Genomic DNA, 13,543 nt, shown 5'->3' with positions numbered 1-13,543 from the left:
AGGAGGCGATTTCCGACGAAGCCCGTCCGAGACTCGCGTCACGGACATCGCTCCACGGTAACGGAAGATAACGAAAATGTCACGCTCCGACGAGCGCGTCCGAGAAGCCGCGTCGGACGCGTCCGAGAACCCGTTTCAGGCGCGCTCGTCGACGAGGAAGATGTGCGAGGCGATCTCGACCGGCAGCTCCAGGGCGTCCTCCGCGCCCTCGATCTGCACGAGCACGTAGCCCTCGCTGTACCGGAAGTCTCCCCGCGCGCCCGGGATCACTCCCGCATCGCGGAGCTGCTGCAGCAGCTCGGGGTCCACCTGAGCCGATTCCGCGAGCCGGCGCACGGTCCCGCCCACCGGCCCGCCGGTCTCGTCGAGAAGGCGCACGAGACCGACGACGCCCCCGTCGACGCGCTCGGTCGTGAACTCCCCCAGCTGATCGAGGCCCGGGATGGGGTTGCCGTACGGCGACTCCGTGGGGTACCCGAGGAGCTCGACGAGCCGGCGCTCGACCTGCTCGCTCATGACGTGCTCCCAGCGGCACGCCTCCTCGTGGACGTACGCCCAGTCGAGGCCGATGACGTCGGAGAGGAGCCGCTCGGCGAGACGGTGCTTGCGCATCACGTCGACCGCCTTGCCACGCCCGTCGTCGGTGAGCTGCAGGCGCCGGTCCTCCGCGACGACGACGAGTCCGTCGCGCTCCATCCGGGCGATCGTCTGCGAGACCGTCGGCCCCGAGTGCCCGAGCCGCTCCGAGATGCGAGCACGCAGGGGGACGATCTCCTCCTCCTCGAGATCGAGGATGGTGCGGAGGTACATCTCCGTGGTGTCGATCAGGTCGGTCATCGCAGCCTCCGTGTCGGTCTGAGGCAATCCTAACGGGCACGCGGGGAGCGAGCGGGGGCGCTCCGCCGAGCGGCTGGGGACCGCGGCGGCGAGTCCTAGGATGAAGGGCATGACGCTCACGATTCCCGCCGATCTCCTTCCCGCCGACGGCCGATTCGGCTGCGGTCCCTCGAAGGTGCGCGCCGAGCAGGTCGCCGCCCTCGCCGAGGCCGGATCGTCGCTGCTGGGGACGTCGCATCGTCAGGCTCCCGTCAAGAACCTTGTCGGGAGCGTCCGCGAGCGTCTCTCCCAGCTGCTCCGGCTGCCCGACGGCTACGAGATCGTCACGGGCAACGGCGGCTCGACGGCCTTCTGGGACGCCGCGGCGTTCGGCCTCGTCGAGCGACGCAGCCAGAACCTCGTCTTCGGCGAGTTCGGCGGCAAGTTCGCCAAGGCCGCGGCGGCCCCGTGGCTGGAGGCTCCGGATGTCCGTAAGGCCGAGCCGGGCTCGCTCGCGGCGGCGGAGGCCGTCTCGGGCGTGGACGTGTACGCATGGCCGCACAACGAGACGTCGACCGGCGTCGCCGCTCCCGTCCGGCGCGTGGCCGGGGACGACGGCGCGCTCACGGTGATCGACGCGACCAGCGCCGCGGGCGGGATCGACGTCGACGTCGCGGAGACGGACGTCTACTACTTCGCCCCGCAGAAGAACCTCGGGTCCGACGGGGGCCTGTGGTTCGCCGCGGTCTCGCCGGCCGCCATCGAGCGCATCGAGCGCATCCACGCGTCCGACCGGTACATCCCGGAGTTCCTGAGCCTGTGGAACGCCGTCGACAACTCCCGCAAGAACCAGACGCTGAACACCCCCGCGGTGTCCACCATCCACCTCCTCGACAGCCAGCTCGGCTGGATCCTCGGCAACGGCGGTCTGACGTGGGCCGCCGCGCGCACGGCCGAGTCCTCGCAGGTCCTCTACTCCTGGGCGGAGGCCTCCGCCGTGGCGACGCCCTTCGTCGCGGAGGCGGCGCACCGCTCGCCGGTCGTGGTGACGATCGACTTCGACGAGTCCGTCGACGCGGCCGCGATCGCCCAGACGCTGCGCGCGAACGGGGTGGTCGACACGGAGCCGTACCGCAAGCTCGGCCGCAACCAGCTCCGCGTGGCGACCTTCGTCTCGATCGAGCCCGACGACGTGCGTCAGCTCACCCGGGCGATCGACCACGTGCTCGCGAACGCCTGACGCGCGGAGCGGAGACGAGGAACGCCCCGGCCGTCCGGCCGGGGCGTTCCTCGTCTCCGTCGGCTCAGTCGCCGGACTCGCGCCGGTCGTCGCGCGCGTCCTCCGACTCGTCGTCCAGCGCCTCGACGTCCTCCTCGTCGTCCGGCGCCTCGGCGTCGAGCTCGTCGATGTCGACGCCGTCCAGATCGCCGGCGTGGAGGATAGGAGAGCCGTCCTCGTCGAAGTCGTCCTCGTCGAAGTCGTCGGCGGCGTCCGCCTCCACGTCCTCGTCGTCCTCGGGGTCCTCCTCGCCGTCGGCGCGCGCAGCGGCCTCGGCGGCCGCCTGCGCGGCCTTGTACTCCTCCAGCCTCACCGACCACGGCACCCACTCCGGCGCGAGCAGCGCGCCGTCGCCGGGGAGCAGCTCGGCCTCGAGAACCGTGGGCTCGGCGTCCTCCACGACCGCGAGAGACACCGTCCAGTGCCATCCGGGGTAGCCGGGAAGCGTGTTCTCGAAGCGCAGCGAGACGACCCCGCCGTCCTCGACGAGATAGCCCGCTGGCGCGCCGATCGTCTGCGCGGGGGTGATCTCGCGCAGCGCCGCCAGGGCGAGGTCGTGCGCCTCGAGGAGGCGGGGATCGGAGGCCGCGCCCTCGTCCTCAGGCATCGAGCTCGTCCGCGACCTTGCGCAGCACGGCTGCGATCTTGCGGGAGTGCGACGACGAGGGGTAGCGTCCGCGGCGCAGGTCGCCGCCGATCCCGTCGAGGAGCTTCACGAGGTCCTCCACGATGATCGCCATGTCGTCGGCGTTCTTGCGGGACGCCTTCACGAGGCTGGGCGGCGCGTCGAGAACGCGCACCGACAGCGCCTGGGGCCCCTTGCGCCCGTCGGCCACGCCGAACTCGAGCCGCGTGCCCGCCTTCACGACGGTGCCCGCGGGAAGCGCGCTCGCATGCAGGAAGACGTCCTGACCGTCCTCCGACGTGATGAAGCCGAAGCCCTTGTCGTCGTCGTAGAACCTGACCTTGCCGGTGGGCATGAGAACCTCGCTGAGACCGCTGGAGTCGTCCGAACGGGATCGTGCGATCCCGCCGCCCCAGCCTACCGCGCGTGCGGATACGACTAACCTGGTACGGATGAGCACACCGCCCAGCGAGGAACCGTCCGTTCGACGCATCGATCGCATCCTCGCCTTCATGTCCCTGGGGATCGTCGTCCTGTCGATCGCATGCTTCCTGTCCGTCATCATCGCGACGGCGGTCGGCAACCAGGACTTCTCGGGCGGCGTCTGGCCCGTCGTGTACCTCGTGCAGATGATCGGCCCCGTGATCGCCTTCCTCCTGCTCGTGGCGTTGCTCATCATGAGCTTCGCGCGAAAGGGTCGTTCCTCGAGCAGGGACTGAGCCGATGAGCGGCGCGGACGCACGCGCGCTGGCCGAACGGCTGGCGGGGATGTCCGACGCGCAGCTCTCCTCGCTCCTCGCCGCGCGGAGGGTCCCGATGCAGGTCGGATGGCGCGACTTCTTCGACGCCGCCGAGGCGCTGCTCTCGCCCGAGTCCGTCTCGACCGCCCTGCGCGCGCTTCCGCGGGACGTGCTCGCCGGACTCGCCTCCGGGCGACCGGTGCGCGGCGACGGCGTCGTGTCGTCGCTCGTCGATGCGGAGGGCCGCCGCCTCTCCGCCGTGGCAGCCGCCCTCGCCGGCGCGCGCTTCGAGTCCGCACCGCACGAGGAGCCCGCGCACGCCGACGACACCGCGACCGCCCACGCGGCCGAGCGCGCGTTCACGTCGCTCGCCGCGCTCGCCGACGTCCTCATCGGCGCCCTCAAGACGCCCCTCTCCCGCGTGGGCGGAGGCGCCGTGGGCGCCTCGGACCGGCGCCGTCTCGTGCAGGAGGAGATCGTACGGGACGCCGCCGAGCTCGACGACCTCGTCGCGCTCGGCGAGACCGCGGGGCTGCTGTACGCCGTCGAGCGCAGCTGGCTCGTGACCGACGCCGGACGCGAGTGGATCCGCCGGCCGACGCGAAGCCGATGGACGCTGCTCGTGCGCGGATGGCGCAACGCCCTGCCCGCGGGCGTCCGCACGCCGGAGGGCGGCTGGATCGCACCGTCCTCCTGGCCGGTCGCCTATCCGCTCGATCCCGCCTGGCCCGACCGGGCGACGCTCTGGGGGAGGCTGGCGGTGCTCTCCGGCCTGCTGACCCCGGAAGGCGCCGAGCCGCCCTGGGCGGCTCCCGCCCGCCGCGGCGGCGAGCCCGACGCGGAGGGGCTGGCGGCGTTCCTGCCCGGGGAGGTCGACAGGGTGTTCCTGCAGAACGACCTGACCGCGATCTCCCCCGGCCCCCTCGCCCCGGAGCTCGACGTACGGCTGCGGACGATGACGTCACGGGAGTCGCACGCCCAGGCGTCCACCTACCGGTTCACCGAGACGACGCTCTCCTCCGCGATCTCCGCCGGCGAGACGGCGGAGGGCATCCGCTCCTTCCTCTCCGGCCTGTCGCTCACCGGCATCCCCCAGCCTCTGGACTACCTGCTCTCGCGCGCGGACGAACGCCACGGCCTCGTGCGGGTCTCGATCGAGCCGGAGAGCGGCCACACGATCGTCTCCAGCCGCGATCACCAGCTCATCGAGACGATCGGCGTCGACCAGGCGCTGCGCGCCCTCGGGCTCGTCTTCGAGGGCGCGCTGCTGCGGACGAAGGCCTCCCGCGACGCCGTCTACTGGGCGCTCGCCGACGCCCGCTATCCCGTCGTCGCGCTGGACTCCGCCGGCGACGCCCTGTCGCTGCACCGGCAGCGCCTCGCCGCAGAGGGCGCGGAACGAGACCCGGCCGCGCGGTACGCTCCCCTCGTCGCCCGGCTCCGCGGCGCGCACGGGAACGACTCGGAGGCCGCATGGCGGGAGCGGGAGCTCGACTCGGCCGTGCGCGCGAAGGCGCTCATCGTCGTCGAGGTCGCGATGCCCGACGGCAGCACGCGCGAGCTGACCCTCGAGGCCTCGGGCCTCGGCGGAGGACGGCTGCGGGGGCGCGACCGGGCGGCGGACGTCGAGCGCACGCTGCCGGTGGCGCTCATCCGCTCGGTCCGCCCCGCCTGAGCGCCGCGGGACGACGCCGCGGGCAGCGGGCGGAGGTAGACTGGTCAGCTATGTCTGACGGTCCCCTCATCGTCCAGAGCGACCGCACGGTGCTGCTGGAGGTCGCGCATCCCGACGCGGAAGCCGCACGCCACGAGCTGGCGGTCTTCGCCGAGCTCGAACGCGCGCCGGAGCACATCCACACCTATCGCGTGACGCGACTGGGCCTGTGGAACGCGCGCGCAGCCGGCCACACCGCCGACGACATGCTCCAGACCCTCGATCGGTGGTCGCGCTTCCCCGTGCCCCCCTCCGTCTCGCTCGACATCCGCGAGACGGTGGGCCGGTACGGACGCCTCGTCATCGATCGCGACGAGGAGGGGCTGCTGCGTCTGACCTCGACGGACCGGGCGGTGCTGACGGAGGTCTCCCGCAACAAGCGCATCCAGCCGCTGCTCGTGGGCCATCCGACCCCCGACTCGTTCGTCGTCGACGCCTGGGCCCGAGGGCAGATCAAGCAGGAGCTGCTGAAGATCGGATGGCCGGCCGAGGACGTCGCCGGGTACACGCCGGGGACGCCGCACGAGATCGCGCTGGACGAGAGCGGATGGTCGCTCCGCCCGTACCAGCGTCTCGCCGTCGACACCTTCAGCGAGGACGGCTCCGGCGTCGTCGTGCTGCCCTGCGGCGCGGGCAAGACCCTCGTCGGCGCCGGCGCCATGGCGGCGACGAAGACGACCACCCTCATCCTCGTGACGAACACCGTCTCGGCCCGGCAGTGGCGGGACGAGCTGCTCCGTCGCACGACGCTCACGGCGGAGGAGATCGGCGAGTACTCCGGGCAGTCGAAGGAGATCAAGCCGATCACGATCGCGACCTACCAGATCCTCACGTCGAAGCGGAAGGGCGAGTACGCGCACCTGTCGCTGCTCGACGCGCTCGACTGGGGCCTCATCGTGTACGACGAGGTGCACCTGCTGCCGGCCCCCGTGTTCAAGCTGACCGCCGACCTGCAGGCGCGCAGGCGTCTGGGGCTCACGGCCACGCTCGTGCGCGAGGACGGCCGGGAGGGCGACGTGTTCAGCCTCATCGGCCCGAAGCGGTTCGACGCGCCGTGGAAGGAGATCGAGTCGCAGGGCTTCATCTCCCCGGCGGCCTGCTACGAGGTGCGCATCGACCTTCCCGCCTCCGAGCGCCTCGAGTACGCCGCGGCGGCCGACGACGACCGCTACCGTCTCGCCGCGACGGCGCCGGCCAAGATCGACGCGGTGCGGACCATCATCGCCAGCCATCCCGGCGAGCAGGTGCTCGTCATCGGGCAGTACCTCGACCAGCTCGACGAGCTCGCCGAGGCGCTGAACGCCCCGAAGATCACGGGCGCGACGCCCGTCGACGAGCGCGAGCAGCTGTACGGCGCGTTCCGCGACGGCTCCCTCGGCCTGCTCGTGGTCTCGAAGGTCGCGAACTTCTCCGTCGACCTGCCCGAGGCGTCCGTCGCGATCCAGGTGTCGGGCTCGTACGGGTCCCGACAGGAGGAGGCCCAGCGTCTCGGCCGTCTGCTCCGGCCCAAGGAGTCAGGACACACCGCGAGCTTCTACACCCTCATCGCGCGCGACACCGTCGACCAGGACTTCGCGCAGAACCGCCAGCGGTTCCTCGCCGAGCAGGGCTACAGCTACACGATCCTCGACGCCGACCGCCTCGCGGCCTGAGCCTCGGTGCTCCGACCGCCTCACGGGAGAAGAAGGCGGCGAGAGGAGGACGATTCTCAGGGACGGGCCCTCCCCTGGGCGTCTTCTCCTCCTTTCGGTCGATCCGTCCGACACCAGCCCACGGATAGCCTGGCCGCATGACCTCAGCAGACCGTCCCCCGTCGGCCGCCCGGCGCGCATGGGGCGCAGCGGGGCAGGCCTCAGCGCTGCTGGTCCTCGGAGCGTTCGCGTTCGTCGCCGTCTACGGCGAAGCCATGACGAGGATCGCTCCCGATCGCCCCGATGCTCCTCGGCTCCTGCTGCTGTTCCTGGCCGACATCCCTCTCGGCATCGCGGTTCTGGCACTGTTCGCTCTGCGGCGACGTGCGCCGGTGCTGTTCCCCGCGATCGGTGTCGCGCTGTCCGCGCTCTCCGCCTTCGGCACACCCGCCGCGCTCGCGTTCGTGGTCTCCGTCGCCGCGCGTCGCAGACCACGCGAGATCGCTCTCGTGTCGATCCTGCTCGTCTGCGCGGCGACGGTCGACCTGCTGGTGCGCCCGGACGGCGGCTCGAGGTCGTTGTGGGAACCCGTCATCGGGATGGTCGTGCTCGCGACGATGCTCGTCCTGATCGGCCTCCTGATCGGTTCACGCCGTCAGCTTCGCGCGGCACGTGCAGAACAGGCCGCAAGCGCCGCGCTTCAGCACGCGGCTGAGCTCGAGAGCGCCCGTGCACAGGAGCGGACGAGGATCGCGCGGGAGATGCACGACGTCCTCGCGCACCGTCTCTCACTCGTGACGATCCATGCGGGCGGGCTCGAATACCGCGACGATCTCACTCTCGAACAGGCGAGAGAGACGGCGGGCGTGATCCGGGAGAACTCGCATCGGGCGGTCGATGAGCTCAGAGACGTCCTCGGCGTGCTGCGCGACGACACGGACGACGACGGATCCTCCCCCCGCCCGCAGCCGACCCTCCGCGACATCGCAGCTCTCGTCGAGGAGGGTCGCGCGGTCGGCACACCCGTGCGTCTGGCTGCACCCCCGGACGCGGTGATCGCATCCGTCCCCGAGGCCGTCGGGCGGCACATCTATCGCATCGTGCAGGAGATACTCACGAATGCGCGTCGACATGCTCCCGGCGCTGCCGTCTCCGTGCAGATCCGAGTCGACGGCGGGAGCCAGAGCATCCGGTTGTCGGCGAGCAACCTCACGACCGCAGAAGTCCCGTCCGGCGCATCCGGTTTCGGGCTCGCGGGGATGGCCGAACGCATCCGCCTCGCAGGGGGGACGTTCGATGCGGGCCACCGCGACGGCCTGTTCGTCGTCGACGCGGTGCTGCCGTGGACCTCGTGAACGTCCGTGTCCTCCTCGTCGACGACGAGGTTCTGGTGCGCTCCGGCCTCCGGCTCATCCTCGAGGGACGCGCCGGCATAGAGATCGTCGGGGAGGCGGCCGATGGCGTCGAGGCGATCGCCCTCGTCGAGGCGCTGCGGCCCGATCTCGTGCTCATGGACATCCGCATGCCGGTCCTCGACGGCCTCGCCGCCACAGAGCGCATCCTGAGCCGCGACCCCGACCAGATCATCGTGATGCTCACGACCTTCGACGCCGACCGCACCGTCCTGAACGCTCTCCGCGCAGGGGCGCAGGGCTTCCTCCTGAAAGACACACCGCCGGCGGATCTCGTCGCGAGCGTGCTCCAGGCGGCGGACGGCCGCGTCATGCTCTCGCCCGACGTGACTCGACGCCTCGTCGCGATGACCGCGGGCGTTCCGCGGAGCACCCGTCGCACGGAAGCGGCGACGAGGCTGGCGACGCTCACCCCGCGCGAGCGCGAGGTCGCGGGGGAGGTCGCCTCAGGGCGTTCGAACGCCGAGATCGCCGAGCGCCTCTTCCTGAGTCTCGCCACGGTGAAGACGCATGTGCGGAGAGTCATGGAGAAGCTCCCGGCCGACAACCGCGTGCAGATCGCCGTCTGCGTCCACGAGGCGGAGAGAGAGTGAGGCGGACGCATCCTGCGGACGACGTGCGCTCGGAGCGAAATCCGCGGATCACGCGCCCATTTCCAGCCAGCGCATACCCGGCACCGACATAATGGGGTCATGACCGCACCTCGCATCCTGGTCGTCGACGACGAGCCGAACATCCGCGACCTGCTCTCGCAGAGCCTGCGATTCGCAGGATTCCAGGTCAGGACCGCCGCCAACGGCGCCCAGACGATCTCCGCCGTCCTGGAGGAGGAGCCCGACCTCATCGTGCTCGACGTGATGCTGCCCGACATGAACGGCTTCAGCGTCACCAAGCGGCTGCGCGATGCCGGTTACACGGCGCCCATCATCTTCCTCACCGCGAAGGACGAGACCGAGGACAAGATCAAGGGGCTCAACGTCGGCGGCGACGACTACGTCACCAAGCCCTTCAGCCTCGACGAGATCGTCGCGCGCATCCAGGCCGTGCTGCGCCGCACGATGCAGAGCGACGAGGAGGAGTCGGTCATCCGGGCGGGCGAGCTGACGATGGATCAGGACACGCACGACGTGTACGTCGGCGACGATCAGATCGACCTCAGCCCCACGGAGTTCAAGCTCCTGCGCTACCTCATGCTGAACCCCAACCGCGTGCTGTCGAAGGCGCAGATCCTCGACCACGTGTGGGAGTACGACTTCAACGGCGACGCCGGCATCGTCGAGAGCTACATCTCCTATCTGCGCCGCAAGATCGATCCGCACGCGTCGGACTCGCTCATCCAGACCAAGCGCGGCTTCGGCTACATGCTGAAGGTCGACAAGGTCTCCTGACAGCCGGCGAGCCAGGCTCGCCCCGCGGAAAGGCCCTGCCCTGGAGCCCAGACCGGATGCGGTGACCCGCTGGTGGCGACGCATCAGCCTGCGCGCCAAGGTCACGGGCGTCACGGTCTTCGTGCTCGCCGCCGGGCTGCTCACGGCGGGCCTGGTGACCTTGCCGATCCTGCGGAGCAACCTCTCCATCAACGTCGACAACGCGGTGCTGGAGTACGCGGAGTCGAACGTCGCCGAGCGTCTGCTCACGCCCTACACGACGGCGACGGGCGATCTGCGGTTCGCTCCGACCGACAATGCGCCACGCACCGAGTACTACGTCGCGATCTACGACCGGGAGGGCTCGCTCGTCGCCACGGCGGGCGGCACGGGCGACGAGGACGTCCCGCCCGCCTTCCCCGCGGAGATGACGCTCGACAAGGCCTACATCCAGCAGAACAACGTGCTCGCGCTCGACAGCGCGACGGGCGCCGGAGCGGGCTTCCACGCCGCGGTGTCGGTCAACACCCTCCAGGCGGCGAGCTACGACCTGCCGTACGCCACGATCATCGCGCTGCCGCTGAGCGACGTCGACGAGTTCGCCCGCACCTACGTCGGCGTCTTCACCCTCGTCGCGTTCGCGACGGTGCTCGTGGCGGCGTTCCTCACCCGCGGCGTCGTGACGCTGACCTTCCGCCGGTTCGGGCAGGTCGAGGCGACCGCGATGGAGATCGCCGCGGGCGACTTCAGCCAGCGGATGACCGACATCGAGCCGCGCACCGAGATCGGCCGGCTGAAGATCGCCATCAACACCATGCTCGACCGCATCGACGGCGCCATCGACGAACGCGACGCCACGGTGCGCCAGATGCGCCGTTTCATCGGGGACGCGAGCCATGAGCTGCGCACTCCGCTCGTGAGCGTGCGCGGTTACGCCGAGCTCTACCGGATGGGCGCCCTCCAAGGCGACGAGGCGACGGCGAAGGCCATGGAGCGCATCGAGGCCGAGGCGAAGCGGATGGGCGTTCTCGTCGAGGACCTCCTGGCGCTCACCCGGCTCGACGACCGCCGCGAGCTCGACATCCGTCCCGTCGATCTCCGTCCCATCGCCCACGACGCCGCCCTCGACGTGCGCGCCGCCGATCCGGCACGCGACATCAGGGTCGTGGACCACACGTTCCGGGCGATCACCGAGCCCGTCACACTGCCCGAACGCGCCGTCTTCGAGACCTCGGACCGCGGAGAGCCGGACGCGACGCCGGACGAGCAGGCCGAGGCGGATGCGCCGAGGCGGCGCCGGGGCGGCACGCCGTCCGCGATCGCACGGGCCTCCGCGGCGACGCGGTCGGTCCTGCGCCGGCGCAGGACGGGCCAGACCGACGAGCAGCCCGTCGTCGCGCAGCTCGACATCCCCGTCCAGCTGCCGTCGAAACCCGTCGCGCTGCCTCCCGTCGTGCGCGGCGAGGAGGACAAGATCCGGCAGGTCGTGTCGAACCTGCTCGGCAACGCGCGTCGCTACAGTCCCGAGGACTCCCCCATCTTCATCGAGGTGGGCGTGGACGCCCGCACCCAGCGGGGGTGGATCGCGATCGTCGACCACGGTGAGGGCGTCGCGGAGTCCATCCGGGACAAGGTGTTCCAGCGCTTCTGGAGAGCGGACTCCTCCCGCGCCCGCGACACGGGCGGCAGCGGCCTCGGGCTGTCGATCGTCGCGTCGATCGTCGACTCCCTGAGCGGCACGGTCGAGGTCTTCGACACCCCCGGCGGCGGCGCGACCTTCCAGGTGGCGTTCCCGCTCGCGCGCGAGCGCTCCGACACGTCGGAGACCGCGACGCCGCGTGCACAGCCTCCGGAGACCGCCGTGTCGCCGGAACCGGCTGTGGACTCCGACGCAGACGACTCCTGACGCTTCTAGCGTGAAGCCACACCATCCCGGTGGCGACACGAAAAGGAGTCCAGAATGTCCGTCTTCGCCGTCGACAGCGACGCACTCATCTCGCAGTCCTCGAACGTCCGCGCGACGTCCGATCGCATCCGCACGGAGGTCAACACGATGCTCGCGCAGCTCCTCCAGCTGCAGCCCGTCTGGCAGGGCGCCGCGGCGGCGGGCTTCCAGGGCGTCGTAGAGCAGTGGCGTGCCGCCCAGCTCAACATGGAGGAGTCGCTGACCTCGATCGGCCAGGCGCTCAATGTGGCGGGCAGCCAGTACGCCGAGACCGAGCAGGCCGCAGCCGGCATGTTCCGCTGAGCGTTCCGACGACCGGCACGAGGAAGGGCCCCTCCGAAGAGGGGCCCTTCCGGTGTGCGGACTCGGATCAGAAGTCCATGCCACCGCTGGGGTCGGCGGGAGCCGGAGCAGCCTTCTCCGGCTTGTCGGCGACGACGGCCTCCGTGGTGAGGAAGAGGCCGGCGATCGACGCGGCGTTCTGCAGCGCCGAGCGCGTGACCTTCGCCGGGTCGATGATGCCCGCGTCGAACAGGTTGACGTACTCGCCGGTCGCCGCGTTGAGGCCCTCGCCCACGGGGAGGTCGGCGACCTTGTTCGCGACGACACCGGGCTCGAGGCCCGCGTTGAGGGCGATCTGCTTGAGCGGTGCCTCGATCGCGATCTTCACGATGTTGGCGCCGGTCGCCTCGTCGCCCGACAGCTCGAGACCTTCGAAGGCGATCTTCGCGGCCTGGATGAGCGCGACGCCACCACCGGGGACGATGCCCTCCTCGACGGCCGCCTTCGCGTTGCGGACGGCGTCCTCGATGCGGTGCTTGCGCTCCTTGAGCTCGACCTCGGTCGCCGCGCCCGCCTTGATGACGGCCACGCCGCCGGCGAGCTTGGCGAGACGCTCCTGCAGCTTCTCGCGGTCGTAGTCGCTGTCGGTGCTCTCGATCTCGCGACGGATCTGGGTCACGCGACCCTCGATCTGCGACGCCTCGCCGGCGCCCTCGACGATCGTGGTCTCGTCCTTCGTGACGATGACCTTGCGGGCACGGCCGAGCAGCTCGAGGTCGGTGTTCTCGAGCTTGAGGCCGACCTCCTCGGTGATGACCTGGCCGCCGGTGAGGATCGCGATGTCCTGCAGCTGCGCCTTGCGGCGGTCGCCGAAGCCGGGAGCCTTGACGGCGACCGACTTGAAGATGCCGCGGATCTTGTTGAGGACCAGCGTCGCGAGCGCCTCGCCCTCGACGTCCTCGGCGATGATGACGAGCTCCTTGCCCGACTGGATCACCTTGTCGACGACGGGGAGGAGATCCTTGATGTTCGAGATCTTCTGGTTCGCGATGAGGATGTACGGGTCCTCGAAGACCGCCTCCTGGCGCTCCGGGTCCGTGACGAAGTAGGGGTTCAGGTAGCCCTTGTCGAAGCGCATGCCCTCGGTGAGCTCGAGCTCGGTGCCGAAGGCCTGAGCCTCCTCGACCGTGACGACGCCTTCCTTGCCGACCTTGTCGATGGCCTCGGCGATGAGCTCGCCGATCGACGGGTCGGCTGCCGAGATCGAGGCGGTCGCGGCGATCTGCTCCTTCGAGTCGATCTCCTTGGCCGACGAGAGGAGCTGATCGGTGACGGCCTTGACCGCCTTCTCGATGCCGCGCTTCAGGCTGATCGGGTCGGCGCCCGCGGCGACGTTGCGAAGGCCCTCGCGGACGAGCGCCTGAGCCAGGACCGTGGCCGTGGTCGTGCCGTCGCCGGCGACGTCGTCGGTCTTCTTCGCGACCTCCTTGACCAGCTCGGCGCCGATCTTCTCGAAGGGGTCCTCGAGCTCGATCTCCTTGGCGATGGAGACGCCGTCGTTCGTGATCGTGGGGGCGCCCCACTTCTTCTCGAGCACGACGTTGCGACCACGAGGGCCGAGCGTCACCTTGACGGCGTCGGCCAGCGTGTTGAGGCCGCGCTCGAGACCGCGGCGGGCCTCCTCGTCGAAAGCGATGATCTTTGCCATGTGTTTCTCGTCCCTCCCGGACGT

The 13,543-nt window shown here is 70.5% G+C and carries 13 protein-coding genes; 9 read left to right on the top strand and 4 right to left on the bottom strand.

Annotated features, from left to right (window positions below; all coding sequences use genetic code 11):
* Nucleotides 1-135: 135 nt before the first annotated feature.
* On the bottom strand, nt 136-837 hold the full coding sequence (locus N8K70_RS04175) for a metal-dependent transcriptional regulator (RefSeq protein WP_317140360.1): 702 nt from the start codon (nt 835-837) through the stop codon (nt 136-138).
* 109 nt (nt 838-946) lie between these two features.
* On the opposite strand from N8K70_RS04175, the gene serC reads away from it, so the two are divergent.
* Nucleotides 947-2,056 carry a phosphoserine transaminase gene (gene serC, locus N8K70_RS04170; RefSeq protein ID WP_317140359.1) on the top strand — a complete coding sequence of 370 codons (1,110 nt, stop codon included), beginning with the start codon at nt 947-949 and terminating at the stop codon, nt 2,054-2,056.
* Between the two features lie 64 nt (nt 2,057-2,120).
* Here serC and N8K70_RS04165 read toward each other — a convergent pair whose 3' ends face one another.
* Together N8K70_RS04165 and N8K70_RS04160 are read right to left on the bottom strand one after the other, a co-directional pair.
* Nucleotides 2,121-2,702 carry a DUF3027 domain-containing protein gene (locus N8K70_RS04165; RefSeq protein ID WP_317140358.1) on the bottom strand — a complete coding sequence of 194 codons (582 nt, stop codon included), beginning with the start codon at nt 2,700-2,702 and terminating at the stop codon, nt 2,121-2,123.
* Complete coding sequence (locus tag N8K70_RS04160; protein ID WP_317140357.1) at nt 2,695-3,075, bottom strand: cold-shock protein; 381 nt, start codon at nt 3,073-3,075, stop codon at nt 2,695-2,697. Before N8K70_RS04160 ends, N8K70_RS04165 begins: the two co-directional genes overlap by 8 nt.
* A gap of 97 nt (nt 3,076-3,172) precedes the next feature.
* On the opposite strand from N8K70_RS04160, the gene N8K70_RS04155 reads away from it, so the two are divergent.
* From N8K70_RS04155 to N8K70_RS04120, 8 genes are all read left to right on the top strand, one after another.
* Nucleotides 3,173-3,439, top strand: coding sequence for a multidrug ABC transporter ATPase (locus N8K70_RS04155; protein ID WP_317140356.1), 267 nt, complete (start codon nt 3,173-3,175; stop codon nt 3,437-3,439).
* Between the two features lie 4 nt (nt 3,440-3,443).
* Entirely contained in the window at nt 3,444-5,135 is a 1,692-nt protein-coding gene (locus N8K70_RS04150) for a helicase-associated domain-containing protein (protein WP_317140355.1), read from the top strand.
* A gap of 50 nt (nt 5,136-5,185) precedes the next feature.
* Nucleotides 5,186-6,826 carry a DNA repair helicase XPB gene (locus N8K70_RS04145; RefSeq protein ID WP_317140354.1) on the top strand — a complete coding sequence of 547 codons (1,641 nt, stop codon included), beginning with the start codon at nt 5,186-5,188 and terminating at the stop codon, nt 6,824-6,826.
* A 137-nt stretch (nt 6,827-6,963) separates the two neighbouring features.
* Nucleotides 6,964-8,160 (top strand): sensor histidine kinase, encoded by a 1,197-nt coding sequence (locus N8K70_RS04140; RefSeq protein ID WP_317140353.1) that lies wholly within the window; start codon nt 6,964-6,966, stop codon nt 8,158-8,160.
* Nucleotides 8,157-8,810, top strand: coding sequence for a response regulator transcription factor (locus tag N8K70_RS04135; protein ID WP_317140352.1), 654 nt, complete (start codon nt 8,157-8,159; stop codon nt 8,808-8,810). Before N8K70_RS04140 ends, N8K70_RS04135 begins: the two co-directional genes overlap by 4 nt.
* 99 nt (nt 8,811-8,909) lie before the next feature.
* Nucleotides 8,910-9,605 (top strand): response regulator transcription factor, encoded by a 696-nt coding sequence (locus N8K70_RS04130; RefSeq protein WP_317140351.1) that lies wholly within the window; start codon nt 8,910-8,912, stop codon nt 9,603-9,605.
* A 61-nt stretch (nt 9,606-9,666) separates the two neighbouring features.
* Complete coding sequence (locus N8K70_RS04125) at nt 9,667-11,490, top strand: sensor histidine kinase (protein WP_317140350.1); 1,824 nt, start codon at nt 9,667-9,669, stop codon at nt 11,488-11,490.
* A 54-nt stretch (nt 11,491-11,544) separates the two neighbouring features.
* Nucleotides 11,545-11,832: a WXG100 family type VII secretion target gene (locus tag N8K70_RS04120; protein ID WP_317140349.1), complete on the top strand. Its 288-nt coding sequence runs from the start codon at nt 11,545-11,547 to the stop codon at nt 11,830-11,832.
* A 67-nt stretch (nt 11,833-11,899) separates the two neighbouring features.
* Here the strand turns inward: N8K70_RS04120 and groL are convergent, their stop codons facing one another.
* Nucleotides 11,900-13,519, bottom strand: coding sequence for a chaperonin GroEL (groL, locus tag N8K70_RS04115; protein WP_317140348.1), 1,620 nt, complete (start codon nt 13,517-13,519; stop codon nt 11,900-11,902).
* Nucleotides 13,520-13,543 lie beyond the last annotated feature (24 nt).

The organism is Microbacterium sp. AB (assembly GCF_032878875.1).
GTDB lineage: Bacteria > Actinomycetota > Actinomycetes > Actinomycetales > Microbacteriaceae > Microbacterium > Microbacterium betulae.
This window is presented reverse-complemented; position numbering and strand designations above follow the sequence as displayed.

What these genes read in the sequence shown, in the direction of transcription:
- N8K70_RS04175 (WP_317140360.1), bottom strand. Translation starts at nt 837, where the DNA reads ATGACCGACCTGATCGACACCACGGAGATGTACCTCCGCACCATCCTC.
- serC (WP_317140359.1), top strand. Translation starts at nt 947, where the DNA reads ATGACGCTCACGATTCCCGCCGATCTCCTTCCCGCCGACGGCCGATTC.
- N8K70_RS04165 (WP_317140358.1), bottom strand. Translation starts at nt 2,702, where the DNA reads ATGCCTGAGGACGAGGGCGCGGCCTCCGATCCCCGCCTCCTCGAGGCG.
- N8K70_RS04160 (WP_317140357.1), bottom strand. Translation starts at nt 3,075, where the DNA reads ATGCCCACCGGCAAGGTCAGGTTCTACGACGACGACAAGGGCTTCGGC.
- N8K70_RS04155 (WP_317140356.1), top strand. Translation starts at nt 3,173, where the DNA reads ATGAGCACACCGCCCAGCGAGGAACCGTCCGTTCGACGCATCGATCGC.
- N8K70_RS04150 (WP_317140355.1), top strand. Translation starts at nt 3,444, where the DNA reads ATGAGCGGCGCGGACGCACGCGCGCTGGCCGAACGGCTGGCGGGGATG.
- N8K70_RS04145 (WP_317140354.1), top strand. Translation starts at nt 5,186, where the DNA reads ATGTCTGACGGTCCCCTCATCGTCCAGAGCGACCGCACGGTGCTGCTG.
- N8K70_RS04140 (WP_317140353.1), top strand. Translation starts at nt 6,964, where the DNA reads ATGACCTCAGCAGACCGTCCCCCGTCGGCCGCCCGGCGCGCATGGGGC.
- N8K70_RS04130 (WP_317140351.1), top strand. Translation starts at nt 8,910, where the DNA reads ATGACCGCACCTCGCATCCTGGTCGTCGACGACGAGCCGAACATCCGC.
- N8K70_RS04120 (WP_317140349.1), top strand. Translation starts at nt 11,545, where the DNA reads ATGTCCGTCTTCGCCGTCGACAGCGACGCACTCATCTCGCAGTCCTCG.
- groL (WP_317140348.1), bottom strand. Translation starts at nt 13,519, where the DNA reads ATGGCAAAGATCATCGCTTTCGACGAGGAGGCCCGCCGCGGTCTCGAG.